This window comes from Brevibacillus humidisoli, from assembly GCF_020923435.1.
Taxonomy (GTDB): domain Bacteria; phylum Bacillota; class Bacilli; order Brevibacillales; family Brevibacillaceae; genus Brevibacillus_E; species Brevibacillus_E humidisoli.
In genome coordinates, this window is record NZ_CP087263.1 from 4,402,583 (window position 1) to 4,416,917 (window position 14,335).

Here is a 14,335-nt window from a genome sequence, read left to right on the forward strand (position 1 = left end):
GCGGCAAACCTCCGGTCTGAGGGACACGAACCTCATATAAGGCTAGCATTCGTTGGATGAGCCTGCAACACAAGGCAAAGTCCATACTGCCGAAGGCGAATGAAAGTAAATGAGGCAGATAGATGGAGGGGAAGATAACGCTCTTACCTGGGGAGACCTGACCGAAACGCCATGCCCTCATGGTAACCTTCTTCGCAAGGAGAAGCTGAACGGTCAGGAGTCAGCAGAGGTCATAGTACCCTAGTAAAGGACGCTTGAACAGGGAAGGACCAAACAGCTAGGAAGAACGAGAATCTAGGCGTTCATTCTTATCAATGAAGCAGACAATCCGTAAGGACTTACTCAGTGGAGGAAGTGGTGAATCCCACAGGGGACTCTGAGAGGGCTGAGGTAAGAATGGCACAAGTAGAAAGAACGTTCACGCGAAAGGAATATCTCAATATGATGAAGCAACTCCTGTCACGGGAAAACCTTCTGACAGCGCTAAAAAGAGTGGAAAAGAATAAAGGAAGTCACGGTGTGGATGGTATGTCCGTTAAAACCCTACGTGAACATATCATGACCAATTGGGACTCCATCCGCCAGCAGTTAGAGGATGGTACCTACAAACCGTCACCAGTCCGAAGAGTCGAAATCCCGAAACCTAACGGAGGTGTTCGGTTATTAGGTATACCTACTGTGACAGATCGCTTCATTCAACAGGCAATCGCGCAAATTCTTACCCCAATTTTCGATCCGATGTTCTCCGAACATAGCTATGGTTTTCGTCCTAACAGACGAGGACATGATGCGGTTCGCAAGGCAAAAGGATTTATGAGAGAGGGAAAACGGTGGGTTGTTGATTTAGATTTAGAGAAATTCTTTGATAAAGTAAACCACGACAAACTAATGGGGCTTTTAGCCAAGGATGTCGAGGATAAAACCCTTCTCAAGCTTATTAGAAGTTACTTAGAGTCCGGCATCATGATTAACGGCCTTGAAACAATTAATGAACAAGGAGTACCGCAAGGTGGCCCTCTCAGTCCACTTCTATCTAACATCATGTTACATGAGCTAGACAAGGAACTGGAGAAGAGAAATCTTCACTTCGTCCGGTACGCAGACGACTGTAACATATATGTCTCCTCAAAGAAGGCTGGCCTACGGATAATGGAATCCATTACTAAGTTCATGGAAGAGAAGCTGAAACTTAAGGTCAACAAAGACAAAAGTACGGTGGATCGTCCATGGAGACGAAAGTTTCTTGGTTTCAGTTTTACCTCCCAATTCGAACCGAGAATTCGAGTAGCCAAAGAAAGCATGAAGAAGGTAAAACAGAGAATTCGGGAATTTACCTCAAGATCTAAACCATTACCTATGGAGTATCGGATTGAACAGCTAAACCAATACCTTATCGGCTGGGTTGGATCCTTCTCGCTTGCGGATACACCTTCGGTATTCTCCAGTTTAGATGAATGGATAAGAAGAAGACTCCGCATGTGCCTATGGAAACAGTGGAAGAAACCTCAAACAAAAGTAAAAAGGCTTTTAACGTTGGGAGCTCCCAAAGTAAAAGCCTATGAATGGGGTAATTCTCGTAAGAAATACTGGCGGATTGCTTGTAGTCCAATACTTCACAGAACTTTGGATAATGCCTATTGGCAGACCGAAGGTCTGAAAAGTCTTAAGGAGAGGTACTCTCTTTTACGTCATACTTAGCTGAACCGCCGTATACCGAACGGTACGTACGGTGGTGTGAGGAGACGGGGGTTAGCCGCCCCCTCTTACTCGATTGATCGCATATTCTGCATAACGGGGTACATACTATAGTCACTCGCTACCACCCGGGGGAGAGTATAACGAGAGTGGAAAACATTGCAGGTGCACAAGGGATAGTAAAATCAGGGTTGACGGAAAAAATAAAGATGACCCTCCACAAGTTCACAACCCAATTTCTCAAGAAAGCGAGGCAACATGATTATGAAGGCAACAGGTATTGTTCGTCGAATTGACGACCTCGGACGGGTCGTGATCCCAAAGGAAATCCGCCGAACGCTACGCATTCGCGAAGGGGACCCTCTTGAGATTTTTGTCGATCGTGACGGAGAAGTGATCTTGAAGAAGTACTCTCCCATTGGAGAACTGGGTGATTTCGCCAAAGAATACGCTGATTCACTGTATGAAAGTCTCAATCACGTCGTTTTGATATCAGACCGGGATACGATCATTGCTGTTTCCGGCGCATCGAAAAAAGAGTATATGGACAAGCCGGTTGGCAGCATCGTCGAAAAAACATTGGAAGAGCGGAGAACACGTCTGGAGAAAAACCCAGGTCAATACGAGATCTGCCGCGACATGCCGGAACAATATGCAGCGTTTGTTGTCGCACCGATCATTGCGGGCGGTGACCCAATCGGAGCGGTGGTTCTTCTCAGCAAGAACGATGCGGTCAAAATGTCCGATCTGGAGATGAAGATGGCTGAAACGGCTGCTGGCTTCCTCGGCAAACAGATGGAGCAGTAGACACAAATAATGGTGCAGTCCCTGTTGATCCGCAGGGGGCTGCTTTTTTTCATGCACCGCGGGTGGAGTCGTGCGCCAGGGACATACAGGGGTGGAGGCTTTCTGTTTGAGCAGCAAGATGTGATATAATGGACGAAGTTTGGTTCGAGAGGAGACCGAAACCTTGTATGTTCGCTGAAAAAAGCTCCAGCCACTTTGTGAAAGGCGCCGCTATTCTGGGGATCGCCGGTTTGATCTCCAAGCTGCTCGGCGCCGTTTATCGCATACCGTATCAAAACATTACGGGCGATATTGGGCTGTACGTCTATATGCAGGTTTATCCGCTCTACAGCACGCTGTTGATTCTGGCGACGGCTGGGTTTCCGATCGCGATATCGAAAATCGTATCCGAACGTCTGGCGTTGGGTGACGTGTTGGGAGCGCGGAAAACATTTCGAGTGGCCAGCATGGTGCTGGCGGGCTTGGGACTTCTTTTCTTTCTCCTGCTGTACGCGGGAGCACCGTGGATTTCCCGGGTCATGGGGGACGAGCAGTTGACGCTTCCGCTCCGTGCGGTCGCCTGGTCGCTTCCCTTGGTGCCGGTGGTGGCTATTATGCGCGGTTACTTCCAGGGACATCAAAACATGGTACCAACCGGTGTTTCACAGGTTGTGGAACAGCTATTCCGGGTTATCGTCATTCTCATCTCTGCTTTTTGGATGATGAATGTGTATCAAGATGCGTATCTCGCCGGTACCGGAGCGGTGTTTGCGGCTTTTCCGGGTGCGGTGATGGCTATACTGGTGCTGCTTTTTTACTGGCAGAAGAACACAAGGGCCCAACGGAGAGTGCTTCGACAGCAGCGGAAACAGATGGCAGGCAATGAGTCACAGCTCTCCAACCGGGCGATTCTGCGCAGTATCGTGGTGTACGCTCTCCCGATCTGCCTCGGCGCACTGGTATTGCCGCTGATACCTCTGGTCGATTCGCTTACGGTAGCTAACATGCTGCAGTGGAGCGGTGTGTCGGAAGAGATGTCGAAGATTCTCAAGGGAGTATTTGACCGGGGTCAGCCGCTGATTCAGTTTGGAACCTTCTTCGCCACATCGCTCTCGCTGGCTTTGGTGCCGGCGATCAGTGAAGCGGCGGCACAGGGACAGCAGCGGGTGATTGCGGTTCGAACCGAACTGGCGATGAGGCTGACGTTCCTGCTGGGACTGCCGGCCTCTTTTGGCCTCGCGCTGCTGGCTGAACCGGTTAACGTGATGCTGTACGGCGATGACAGCGGGACACAAGCGTTGGCGATACAAGCGTTTACGATCGTGTTTGCCACCTTGTCGATCTCCTCGTCCGGGATTCTGCAGGGGCTGGGCAGGGTGATGCTGCCCGCCGTTCACCTGATGATTGGCGTTATCGTCAAACTGCTGGCCAATCTGCTGCTAGTCCCGTTTTTGGGGATTTCAGGTTCGGCGATCGCTACCGTACTCGCCTACGCCGTGGCGATGCTGCTCAATGCTGTTGCGATTGTTCGCCACACGGGTGCCCGGTTTCCGCTTCGTACGCTGGTCGGCAAACCATTTCTCGCGGTATGCATGATGTCCGTGGTCGTCTTTGCCGTCGATTATGGCATGCTGGCCCTTCTGACCGATCAGATCGGTTCAGAGCGTCTGCTTCATGCGGTGGTTGGCTTGACCGGAGTGGCAGCCGGTGCAGTGGTTTACGGGATTTCGTTATTCTTGACAGGGGGGTTGACTCGCTCCGACCTGCGCTTGATCCCCAAGGGAGAGCGGATTGCGGCACTGCTGACACGGCTGAGGCTCTTGCGGGAAGAAGTATCGCATGGTGAAACACACTGAGAGGGAGGCAGAGTTGCCGATGGGGAGTAAGATCCGTGTAGTTGGACTCGGTGCAGGCACGCTGGATCAACTGCCGCTGGGCATATACAAGTTGCTGAAACACACACCGGTCCTTTATCTGCGGACAGCAGAGCATCCGATTGTGGCCGAGTTGCAGGCAGAGGGGGTATCGTATGAGTCGTTTGATCGTTTATACGAGAGCTACGATACGTTTGCCGAGGTGTACGAGAAGATAGTAGAACAATTGTTCCAGGCAGCCTGCTCGAATGATCTAGTCTATGCCGTGCCTGGGCACCCCTTGGTGGCAGAGCAGACCGTCCAATTGCTGCTGCAGCGTGCGCATGAAGCATCGGTTGAGGTGGAGATTGTCGGTGGACAGAGTTTTCTCGATCCATTGTTCTCCCGTCTTGGTGTTGATCCGATTGACGGATTTGCTCTGCTGGATGGGACCAGTCTGCAGTCGGAGCAGCTAAACCCCTCCCTTCATATCGTGATTGCACAAGTGTATGATCAGTTTACGGCATCTGATGTGAAGCTGACGTTGATGGATGTATATCCGGATGAGTATCCTGTGACAGTGGTGACAGCGGTTGGCATACAGGGAGCAGAGCGGATCGAGAGGGTACCGCTGCACGAACTGGATCGCGTCGGCCATCTCGGCAACCTGAGTCTGGTGTATGTAGCTCCTGCGGAAGATCAGACGATCCGTTACCGTCAGTTTGGCTATCTCAAGGAGATTATCGCGATCCTGAGAAGTCCGGAGGGGTGTCCATGGGATCGGGAACAGACGCATCGCAGCATCCGCAAAAACCTGATCGAAGAGACGTACGAAGTGCTGGAAGCGATCGATGACGACGATCCGGACGCGATGTGCGAAGAGTTGGGCGACCTGCTGCTGCAAATCATGCTTCATTCCCAAATGGCTGCAGAAGATGGATACTTTACGGTAGACGATGTGATCGCCGGCCTCAATGAAAAGTTGATCCGCCGGCACCCGCATGTGTTCGGCGAGCAGCAGGCGGAGGACGCCGACCAGGCATTCGCCGGTTGGCAGGAGATCAAAGCAGCGGAAAAGGCGGCCAAGGGGATTGATCTTGCCGCTCAGTCCAAGTTGGCCGGAATCCCGCGCGATCTACCGGCGCTGATGTACGCATACAAGCTGCAGAAGAAGGCGTCGGCTGTCGGATTTGACTGGGACGACCTGACTGACGTCTACCGCAAGATTGAGGAAGAGTACCGCGAATTGCAGCAAGCCCCCGCTGAGGAGCAGGCGGGAGAACTGGGCGATTTGCTGTTTGCTGTCGTCAACTTGGCCCGCTTTCTCAAAATCGATCCAGAAGAAGCGCTGGCGTTGACAAACCGCAAGTTTATGTCCCGCTTTCGCTACATCGAACAAAAACTGCAGGAGGCTGGTCGTACATTTGAAGAGACCAGTCTGGCAGAGATGGACAAGTGGTGGGAAGAGGCGAAAACAAGAGGTACATAGCGATCACGTGTACCGAACAAATAGACCCGGCAAGTCCGGTTGAAAAGATAGGCAGAGAGGGCAAGGGGAGGTTTTTCACATGAGATTGGACAAGTTTCTCAAGGTATCGCGGTTGATTAAACGACGCACATTGGCGAAAGATGTATGCGACCAAGGCCGGGTGGAGATCAATGACCGTCCGGCAAAGGCATCCAGTACGGTCAAACCAGGCGACAAACTGGCGATCCGATTCGGTCAAAAGGTAGTGGTCGTACAGGTGGAGGAGATTAAGGAGAACCCGCGCAAAGACGAGGCAGCGTCGCTGTACCAAGTGATCGGGGAGATCCCCGTACCGCGTGATGAGAAAGAAGAGGAGGACTACCTGCGAGGGTAGTCTTTTTTACAATCCTCTACCTATAACATTGGCTGATATTGGTTGAAGCCCAATCTCTCTTGCCCATATGGATAGCTGACCTATATGGTGAATCTCATGTGCAATGACATGGCGTAATAGTTCTCCTTTGGTATAACGTCCTTCAGCCCATGGAACAATCACAATATCGTTTTCGAAATCATTTGACCAAGTATTAAGGAACGCCTTTGTTTCTAGGAGCCAGGAATCGGACAGTTCCTTTACTTGTTCCAGCGACTTATAGTTCTCATATTGGACTTGGATATCTGGTTTGCCTTGTATTCCACGAATCCAACTATATTCCACGTCTGAAATATGGAAAAGTGTATAAAGAATACTCCCTGCCCCACCAATTCGATTGCGCAACAATTCTTCTATTGGGACTTGCTTGCACAGTTCAAACCATTCATCTCTTACCATCCAGTTATACTGAAACAACTTGATCAACGTAACCGCTCCTTATCAGCCAATGTAGTCTTTCGTTCATGAAGAAAACGATGCCTGCCTTAGTTTGGAATTTGTTGGGTAAACCTCAAGAATTACCAACATATTCTCCGCTCTATGATGTTATCCTTGTTTTAGAACAAATGTTCTTGTTTATCAATCTCAAAGGGGAGAGGAACTGGTCACATGATAAGGGATGGATGGATAGGAGGACAAGCTTTTGGACCTACGCAAGGAGACACTGCGTACACAAGCAAACGCTACGAGGCGCAAAGAGAAAAACAGGTGAGCGAAAGCCTTGGCAGTGCCCACAGAGTCGGAGCGGAAACAAAGCGGTACACGCTTGACGGCCAACTGCTTCGCTGAAATCCCCACGCCCCTTGAGGGCTTTTGGCCGTCGTACCGGTTTGTTGGAGCGGGTCATCTCAACTTCCCTGCAGGCACTGGCACGAGCGGAGTACACCTGTTTTTCTCTTTGCGCCACCCCCACTATTCGTCCAAAGCAAAGTAGAGGGCCCTCAGAGTGTTTTTCCCCGTGACCGTATTGCTGAATCGGTGTTCCCTAAAACGGACAACCAATCGCAACAACGGCCCGTTTTCCCCGACCTTCCTGTTCTAAATGGACATCCCCTTCATAACATGGTACAAGAACGGATATGTCCGCAGTACGGAAAGGGGAGGGAGACAACGATGGTAGAACAAACCAAACGACCGCGCCATGAAATCGTGATGATCAATCGCCGCAGTCTCGCCATAAGCGGGGTAAAAAACGTGGAGAGCTTCGACAGCGAAGAGTTCCTGTTGGAAACAGACGCCGGGTTTTTGACCATTCGCGGACAAAACTTACATATGAAGAACCTCAGTCTGGAAACCGGCGAAGTGGCGATCGAGGGACTTGTCAGCGAGATGGGATATCTGGAACAGGGGCAGGCCGGAGACCGGTCGCGGGGCTTCTTCGGCAAGTTGTTCAAGTGAGTATCTCCGTTCAACTGCAGACGATTGCGATCATGTCCGCGTGTGGCGTGCTGATGGGAATCGGGTTCGACACCTATCAACTGTTCAGGCGGAAACGTCGGGTTCCCGCCTGGCTGGTTTTTTTGCTGGATCTCTGTTTTTGGCTGACAAGTGTTCTCCTCGTCTTTGCGGTCCTTCGCGAGATAAACGATGGGATCGTGCGCTGGCCGATCTTCATCGGTATGTTGGGTGGTGCCTGGCTGTACTTCACCCTAGGCAGTAAGATGTATACCCAATTGTTGCTAGCCGTGATAAAATGTATAAGGTGGCTTTATCGGACGGTTTTGACAATCATGGACATTTTGATCGTACAGCCGATCCTGTTTTTCTACAAGCTGATCTCGATTTTGCTAGGGTTTGTGTTCTCCGTATTGCTGGCTATCGGTTCGTTTTTGTGGAAGATTGTCTTGTTTGTGACGAATCCGTTTGCCAAATGGAGTCAACATATCGGGAAAGGTTTAGGACGGACAGGAGCAGGAGTATGGGCGCGAATGAAGAATTGGTTGTTGCCGAGAAAAAAGCGATAGGGTACGCTGGGGCTATCCAGCAGGGAAAAGGTGGTGTTGCAGGATGAGACATAGCCCTTCTCAATCAAATCGACAAGGACAAAAGCGCAGGATTCGCTTCTTCCTGTTCCTCATGCTGTTTTTTTCCATCTGGACGGGCTATACGGCGTATCTGCAAAGCAGTGCATTAGCGGAAAAGGAACAGCAGCTGCACGAGCTTGAGCAGAAAGTGGCAACCATGCGACAAACCAATAATGAACTGCAGTATAAAATGAATCGCCTGCACGACAAGGAGTACATCGCCGAACTGGCGCGAAAAAAATACTCGCTTGCCAAGCCGGGTGAGGTGCTGTTCATCCTGCCAGAATAGCACGATGTGGTGTAAGCCGATTGACACGTTTTTTTTCCTTCCGATATAATTTAAAATGTTCGAACTATTTTAATAAGGGAGGATTTCCACGTTCATGGTAGTTGAAGTGGGCAGCAAGCTTGAGGGTAAAGTGACGGGTATTACCAGTTTTGGAGCATTTGTAGAGCTGCCTGGAGGTGTTACCGGCCTGGTTCATATCAGTGAAATCGCTGATACCTATGTAAAGGATATCCATGAGCACTTAAAGATAGGCGACACCGTGACGGTAAAGATCATGAACATCCAACAGGACGGGAAGATCGGGCTGTCGATAAAAAAAGCCGTCGATCGACCGCAAAAGCCACCTCGTCATGGCCGCGAACGTGGAGAAGGGTTTGAAGAAAAACTATCCAAGTTCTTAAAAGAGAGTGAAGACCGACTCTCTTCCATTCGCAAAAACTACGACAAAAGAGGGCGAGGTCGCTAAAACCACTTGGCATCTGGCGACAAATAAGGCTTCTCTATCCTATATGCAACAGCGGTTAGAAAAAATATTTGCCAAAATGATAAAATGACGAGAAAAACAGGAAGGGTTATTCAGATCTTGTGGAGAATGTATATGATATAGCCCGTTTCGCTAGCGCGAATCACCTGATCGGCCGACGTTGAACGCAAAACGTCGGTTTTTTTTTGTCTTGGGTTTTCTCATTTTTTGTCGGACGATTCTGTGAATGGCGTCCCAAACTTTTGACAAAATTTCCACCACCCACTCCGTATAATGAGAACCACAAAACGCGAACGGGTGGTGTTAATCATGTTAAACAAGAACCAAGTGATCTCCGATACGGGTCATACCTGGACGGCACGATTGGCTAACCAGTGGACGCGGACCATCGGAGGTTGGGGAGAGAGAATGGCAGAATATACCAAGAGATGGCATCTGCTCCCGCTGACGATGGGCTTCTTGCTCGGACGGGCATTGATTTTAGAAGAGTTGGCTCCGTTTATCGTCCCCTATTTTATCGTGATGTACTTCTTGAAGCGGGACAGTCTGTTGGTTGGGGCGCTGGCACTGATTGCCGGTGCCGCCACCCATTCGGTTCCGTTAACGCTGCAGGCAGTGCTAAGTGTTGCGCTTTCCCTGGCTGCCTGCAGGGCGGCAGAGCGGTTTCGGCGCAAAGACTTTTCACTTACCCCGTTTATTGTGCTGGCTACTGTATTTGTCAGCCATCTGCTGTTTGACGTGCTCACCAACCAGGTGACCACCTACAACCTGGTTATGGTGATGATTGAAGCGATTCTTAGTTTTGTGCTGACGCTGATTTTTATCCAGTCGCTGTCGATCGTTCACTTGGCCAAGCCTTATGAACCTCTGAAAAACGAGGAGATTGTCTGTCTGGTCATCTTGCTGGCCTCGTTGATGACGGGGACAGTTGGCTGGGTGGTACAGGGGATCTCGATGGAGCATGTGCTCTCCCGCTATCTGCTGTTGTTGTTTGCCTTTACCGGTGGTGGTACGGTGGGAGCGGCAGTTGGTGTGGTGACCGGACTGATCCTCAGCATGGCCAATGTGAGTGCTCTGCAGCAGATCAATCTGCTCGCTTTCTCCGGTCTGCTCGCCGGTCTGTTGAAAGAGGGCGGCAAAGTAGGGGTCTCTGGCGGGCTGGTGATCGGAACGGCAATCCTCGCGATCTATGGAGGAGCGGAAGATATTTTGTACCCCTCCCTGCTGGAGTCTGCTTTGGCGATTTTGATGTTTGTGCTGACACCGTCCGCCGTGTGGAAAAAGGTCTCCAGCTTTATCCCTGGCACATTGGAGAACCAGCAGTCCCATCAGGAATATATGCGGCGGGTGCGAGACATGACGGCAGGGAAAATTATGCAGTTCTCTGAGCTGTTTACCCAATTGTCTCGCAGTTTTGCCCAAACGTCCGCCCCGCAGTGGCAGGATGAGCAGATTGACTTGTTCCTCAGTCGAGTCACCGAGTCGACCTGTCAGAGATGCTGGAAAAAAGAGCAGTGCTGGGAGCGGGAGACACAGTCCACCTATGAGGCGATGCGTGAATTGACAGAAGTGATGCAAGAGCAGGGAACCTTGCAAGGCACCTCACTCAACCCGGAGTGGGAGCGAAAATGTGTGAAAACGGGGAAAGTATTGGAGACGATGGAGAGTGAATACCGCCGTCAGCAGGTGTACAGCCAGCTGAAAAAACAGGTGCAGGACAGCCGTCGGCTCGTGGCCGATCAACTGTCCGGCGTCTCCAAAGTGATGGTTGATTTCGCCAAGCAGATCCAACGCGAGGGGATAGAGCTTAGTTTTCAGGAGAAACAGGTGAGCCGCGCCCTGGAGGGACTGGGGCTGTCTGTGCGGAGGGTAGACATCCACAACCTGGAGGAGGGGAAGGTGGATATTGAGATCAGCCAGCCAACCTGCTATGGACGGGATGAGTGTGCCAAAATCGTTGCTCCGATGCTGACGGAAATCCTCGGGGAAACGATTGTGGTCAAAGAACGACACTGCGATGCGTATAAGGATGGTCATTGCAAAATGTGCCTTGCTTCAGCAAAAGCATTTGATGTGGAGATTGGTGTAGCGGGAGCAGCCAAGGACGGCAAGCTGCTCTCCGGCGACAGTTTCAAGACGATCGATTTGGGCAATGGAAAAGTGGCCCTGGCCATTAGCGATGGCATGGGCAACGGTGAACGGGCTTATCTGGAAAGCAAATCAGCGCTCGACATGCTGGATCAGTTGCTGCAATCCGGGTTGGATGAGACGCTGGCGATCAAGACGGTCAACTCTGTGTTGGCCCTTCGCTCCACGGAGGAGATGTTTGCCACTGTCGATCTCGCACTGATCGACCTGCAGACGGCCAATACGCGCTTTGTCAAAATCGGTTCCACTCCCAGCTTCGTCAAACGGGGCAAAGAGGTGATTACCGTCACCGCCAATAATCTGCCGGCCGGCATTCTGGAGGAGATCGAAGTAGATGTGGTCACCAGAAGGCTGCGGCCCGGTGATTTGCTGATCATGATGTCGGACGGCATCTACGAGGCGCCGCGGCAGATCGAAAATCGACAGCTATGGATGAAGCGGCTGATCAGTGAGCTGGAGACAGATGATCCACAAGAAGTAGCGGACCTGCTGCTGGAGCGGGTGATTCGCTATCACTGCGGTGAGATTCTGGACGACATGACCGTTCTCGCCGCAAGAATCGAACGCTTCGTCCCGCAGTGGTCGGCGATCCAGATCCAGGGCATGGAGAAGGTAGAGCGGCCCCGCATTGTCAGCTAATCGGGTATGGTTTAAGATCTCCCCGTCGATACTGTTAGAAGTCGTTTGAAAAGTAAGGTAATAGATTGGGGAGATGAAAAGTGGACAAAACGGCAACGCTGCGACAAATACTGGTGGTAACTGATGGCTGCTCCAATGTTGGGATAAGTCCTGTGGCGGCCGCGACATTGGCCCGAGAGCAAGGGACAACCGTCAATGTGATTGGCGTGGTCGACCGAGATGAACTAGGGGAACAAGGCGAGCGGGAAATCCGCGAAATGGCCAATGCCGGTGGTGGGCTGAGCGACATCGTCTATCCCGCCCAGCTGGCTCAGACGGTGCAAATGCTGACGCGCAAAGCGATGACACGGACGATCCAGCATGTGGTCAATCAGGAGTTGAAAGAGATCCTGGGGGATGCAGCAGTAGCCGGCCTAACCCCAGAAAAACGGGTGCAGGTAGCCGGGATGGTAGATGAACTAGGAGAGCGAAGTCATCTAGAAGTGGTGATGTTAATCGACACCTCCAGCAGTATGAAGTCAAAGCTGGCCGCTGTTCAGCAGGCAATTCATGACTTCAGCATTAGTTTGCGCTCTCGCAGCGGCACCAGCCGGATGGCGGTTTGTTCCTTCCCCGGAAAACAGAAGCACATGGATGTCCGCATCCCATGGACGGAGCAGGTAGACAAAGCGCTCCAACTGACGTCGGGGTTGACGATGAGCGGGGTTACACCGACAGGACCAGCCATCGTCGAGGCACTTGCGCTGTTTGAGCAGGTGGAGTTGCCCAGCACGCTTGCAGATCGCTATCGTCCGAAGCCGAATCAGGATGATGAGGGTCTGCTGCAAGACCATGTCTTCTAACCGGCTAATCCCTCGTCTGCCTGATCAGTTTAGCGGGAAGTGGCATCACAAGAGCTATACCATTCTTAAAGAACTGGGCCGAGGTGCCAACGGGGCGGTTTACCTTGCCTTATGCAGCAGCAGGAAAGTGGCGGTCAAGGTTGGTGCTGATCCATTTGATCTGCTGATCGAAGTGAACATGCTGAAAAGTGTTGATCAGGACCAGTCACTGCGGATAGGTCCGCGACTCTATGAGGTTGATGATCTGCTGATCGCCGGACGATCCTACTCGTTTTACGCTATGGAGTACGTAGAAGGGGAGCGGTTGGACGATTACGTCGACCGTATCGGACGAGACTGGGTCGTTGTGCTGCTGATTCAGGTTCTGACTCGCTTGGAGGTGCTGCATCAGCAGGGATGGGTGTTTGGCGATGTAAAGCCGGACAATATCTTGGTCGGACGAGCCGACAAACAGGTTCACCTGATTGATTTCGGCGGTGTCAGCCAGATCGGCCGTGCCGTTCGTCAGTTTACCGAAGATTATGACCGCGCTGTCTGGCAGGCAGGAGACCGTCGAGCCGAACCGTCCTATGATCTGTTTGCTGTCGCCTTGATGATGATCCGTCTGTCGATTGGCCGGGACAGTTGGCACACCATACGCAACCAAGTGCGCCATCTGCCGGTTCTTTATGATATAATACGTGGCAATAAGGAGTTGTACTTGTTTCGTGAACCTATTCTGAAAGCACTTAACGGAAATTTTGCCTCAGCGGAAGAGATGAAGCGGGAACTGGTTGGCATCCTGTGTCATCGGTCTAGCGGAACGCCACCGAGACAGCGCGGCAGTGCGGCTGAATTCTGGATTGGCGGTCTGTTTGTCGCGTCACTGCTGCTGTTGGCCAGCTCCTTGTACTATCTGTGGATGTGAAAGGTGCTGATTGGCTTGTCCAATGAGCTGGTGATGGAGACCTGCCTGCTGGCTGGTGAAATCATGCTGAAAAGCGGTGCAGAGACATATCGGGTGGAAGACACGATGCAGCTCCTCGCTGGCTCGGTCGGCATGGAGAGTGTGCACAGTTTTGTCACTCCAACCAGCATCATTTTTTCCTATCGGGCGGGCGATGAAGATCATACCCGTATGATTCGCATTCCCAACCGGACCATTGACCTGAATAAAGTGACGTTGGTAAACGAAGTATCTCGTCAGCTGGTCTCCGGTCAGATCAGCTTGCAGGAGGCCTATTCCAAACTGTTGGAGATCGACCTGAAAAAAACGCTGTATCCGCCGCTGCTGCTGCACCTGGCGGCTGGCTTGGCCAGCGGCTCTTTTGCCGTTTTGATTGGCGGCAATCTGTTTGATTTCCTGCTGACGATCGTATCTGGATTTCTGGTAAATCTGACAGTCTCTTATGTTCAGCAGATTTTACAGGTTAAGCTGTTCGCCGAGTTCGTCGCCGCTTTTGTGGGGGGCATTGTCGTGCTGCAGGCTGCCTGGTTTTTTCCTGTCCTCCACCTGGACTTGATGCTGATCGGTACGATGATCCCGCTGTTCCCGGGGATTGCCGTGACCAACTCGCTGCGTGATTTGATGGCGGGCGATCTGGTCGCCGGGGTCTCACGGGGCGTAGAGGCCGTTTTGACCGCACTTTCGGTAGCGGTGGCTGCGGCGATTGTACTTTCTTTCGTGGGGTGATC

At 51.6% G+C, this 14,335-nt stretch carries 15 protein-coding genes; 14 read left to right on the forward strand and 1 reads right to left on the reverse strand.

What is annotated here, in order from left to right; all coding sequences use genetic code 11:
- The first annotated feature begins 441 nt into the window (after positions 1-441).
- From ltrA to LOK74_RS21400, 5 genes are all read left to right on the forward strand, one after another.
- A complete protein-coding gene (gene ltrA, locus LOK74_RS21380) occupies positions 442-1,698 on the forward strand; it encodes a group II intron reverse transcriptase/maturase (protein ID WP_230042433.1) in 1,257 nt (418 codons plus the stop codon).
- 261 nt (positions 1,699-1,959) lie between these two features.
- Positions 1,960-2,502: a stage V sporulation protein T gene (gene spoVT, locus LOK74_RS21385; protein ID WP_277613405.1), complete on the forward strand. Its 543-nt coding sequence runs from the start codon at positions 1,960-1,962 to the stop codon at positions 2,500-2,502.
- 167 nt (positions 2,503-2,669) lie between these two features.
- Positions 2,670-4,337: a putative polysaccharide biosynthesis protein gene (locus LOK74_RS21390; protein ID WP_230043994.1), complete on the forward strand. Its 1,668-nt coding sequence runs from the start codon at positions 2,670-2,672 to the stop codon at positions 4,335-4,337.
- 19 nt (positions 4,338-4,356) lie between these two features.
- The gene (gene yabN / locus LOK74_RS21395) at positions 4,357-5,823 is read left to right on the forward strand and encodes a bifunctional methyltransferase/pyrophosphohydrolase YabN (RefSeq protein ID WP_230043995.1); all 1,467 of its coding nucleotides are present in this window, start codon (positions 4,357-4,359) and stop codon (positions 5,821-5,823) included.
- Between the two features lie 79 nt (positions 5,824-5,902).
- Entirely contained in the window at positions 5,903-6,196 is a 294-nt protein-coding gene (locus LOK74_RS21400; RefSeq protein ID WP_230043996.1) for an RNA-binding S4 domain-containing protein, read from the forward strand.
- Between the two features lie 6 nt (positions 6,197-6,202).
- On the opposite strand, the gene LOK74_RS21405 is transcribed toward LOK74_RS21400, so the two are convergent.
- Positions 6,203-6,661: a DinB family protein gene (locus LOK74_RS21405; RefSeq protein ID WP_230043997.1), complete on the reverse strand. Its 459-nt coding sequence runs from the start codon at positions 6,659-6,661 to the stop codon at positions 6,203-6,205.
- A gap of 295 nt (positions 6,662-6,956) precedes the next feature.
- Between LOK74_RS21405 and LOK74_RS21410 the strand changes: the two genes are divergently transcribed.
- From LOK74_RS21410 to LOK74_RS21450, 9 genes are all read left to right on the forward strand, one after another.
- Complete coding sequence (locus LOK74_RS21410) at positions 6,957-7,169, forward strand: hypothetical protein (protein ID WP_230043998.1); 213 nt, start codon at positions 6,957-6,959, stop codon at positions 7,167-7,169.
- 179 nt (positions 7,170-7,348) lie between these two features.
- Positions 7,349-7,633 carry a sporulation protein YabP gene (gene yabP, locus LOK74_RS21415; protein WP_230043999.1) on the forward strand — a complete coding sequence of 95 codons (285 nt, stop codon included), beginning with the start codon at positions 7,349-7,351 and terminating at the stop codon, positions 7,631-7,633.
- Complete coding sequence (gene yabQ / locus LOK74_RS21420) at positions 7,630-8,199, forward strand: spore cortex biosynthesis protein YabQ (protein ID WP_230044000.1); 570 nt, start codon at positions 7,630-7,632, stop codon at positions 8,197-8,199. The genes yabP and yabQ overlap by 4 nt, the downstream gene beginning before the upstream one ends.
- 43 nt (positions 8,200-8,242) lie before the next feature.
- On the forward strand, positions 8,243-8,548 hold the full coding sequence (locus tag LOK74_RS21425) for an FtsB family cell division protein (RefSeq protein WP_230044001.1): 306 nt from the start codon (positions 8,243-8,245) through the stop codon (positions 8,546-8,548).
- Positions 8,549-8,642: 94 nt separating this feature from the next.
- Positions 8,643-9,014: a S1 domain-containing RNA-binding protein gene (locus LOK74_RS21430; protein WP_230044002.1), complete on the forward strand. Its 372-nt coding sequence runs from the start codon at positions 8,643-8,645 to the stop codon at positions 9,012-9,014.
- Positions 9,015-9,341: 327 nt separating this feature from the next.
- Positions 9,342-11,819 (forward strand): stage II sporulation protein E, encoded by a 2,478-nt coding sequence (spoIIE, locus tag LOK74_RS21435; RefSeq protein WP_230044003.1) that lies wholly within the window; start codon positions 9,342-9,344, stop codon positions 11,817-11,819.
- Positions 11,820-11,899: 80 nt separating this feature from the next.
- Positions 11,900-12,661 (forward strand): VWA domain-containing protein, encoded by a 762-nt coding sequence (locus tag LOK74_RS21440; protein ID WP_230044004.1) that lies wholly within the window; start codon positions 11,900-11,902, stop codon positions 12,659-12,661.
- Positions 12,651-13,568, forward strand: a complete 918-nt coding sequence (locus LOK74_RS21445; protein WP_230044005.1) for a serine/threonine protein kinase — start codon at positions 12,651-12,653, stop codon at positions 13,566-13,568. The genes LOK74_RS21440 and LOK74_RS21445 overlap by 11 nt, the downstream gene beginning before the upstream one ends.
- 3 nt (positions 13,569-13,571) lie before the next feature.
- Positions 13,572-14,333: a threonine/serine exporter family protein gene (locus LOK74_RS21450; RefSeq protein ID WP_420908703.1), complete on the forward strand. Its 762-nt coding sequence runs from the start codon at positions 13,572-13,574 to the stop codon at positions 14,331-14,333.
- The last annotated feature ends 2 nt before the right edge of the window (positions 14,334-14,335 follow it).

Bases quoted from the DNA above. Each gene is read 5' to 3' on its own strand.
- ltrA (WP_230042433.1), top strand. From the start codon at position 442: ATGATGAAGCAACTCCTGTCACGGGAAAACCTTCTGACAGCGCTAAAA.
- spoVT (WP_277613405.1), top strand. From the start codon at position 1,960: ATGAAGGCAACAGGTATTGTTCGTCGAATTGACGACCTCGGACGGGTC.
- LOK74_RS21390 (WP_230043994.1), top strand. From the start codon at position 2,670: ATGTTCGCTGAAAAAAGCTCCAGCCACTTTGTGAAAGGCGCCGCTATT.
- yabN (WP_230043995.1), top strand. From the start codon at position 4,357: ATGGGGAGTAAGATCCGTGTAGTTGGACTCGGTGCAGGCACGCTGGAT.
- LOK74_RS21400 (WP_230043996.1), top strand. From the start codon at position 5,903: ATGAGATTGGACAAGTTTCTCAAGGTATCGCGGTTGATTAAACGACGC.
- yabP (WP_230043999.1), top strand. From the start codon at position 7,349: ATGGTAGAACAAACCAAACGACCGCGCCATGAAATCGTGATGATCAAT.
- LOK74_RS21425 (WP_230044001.1), top strand. From the start codon at position 8,243: ATGAGACATAGCCCTTCTCAATCAAATCGACAAGGACAAAAGCGCAGG.
- LOK74_RS21430 (WP_230044002.1), top strand. From the start codon at position 8,643: ATGGTAGTTGAAGTGGGCAGCAAGCTTGAGGGTAAAGTGACGGGTATT.
- spoIIE (WP_230044003.1), top strand. From the start codon at position 9,342: ATGTTAAACAAGAACCAAGTGATCTCCGATACGGGTCATACCTGGACG.
- LOK74_RS21445 (WP_230044005.1), top strand. From the start codon at position 12,651: ATGTCTTCTAACCGGCTAATCCCTCGTCTGCCTGATCAGTTTAGCGGG.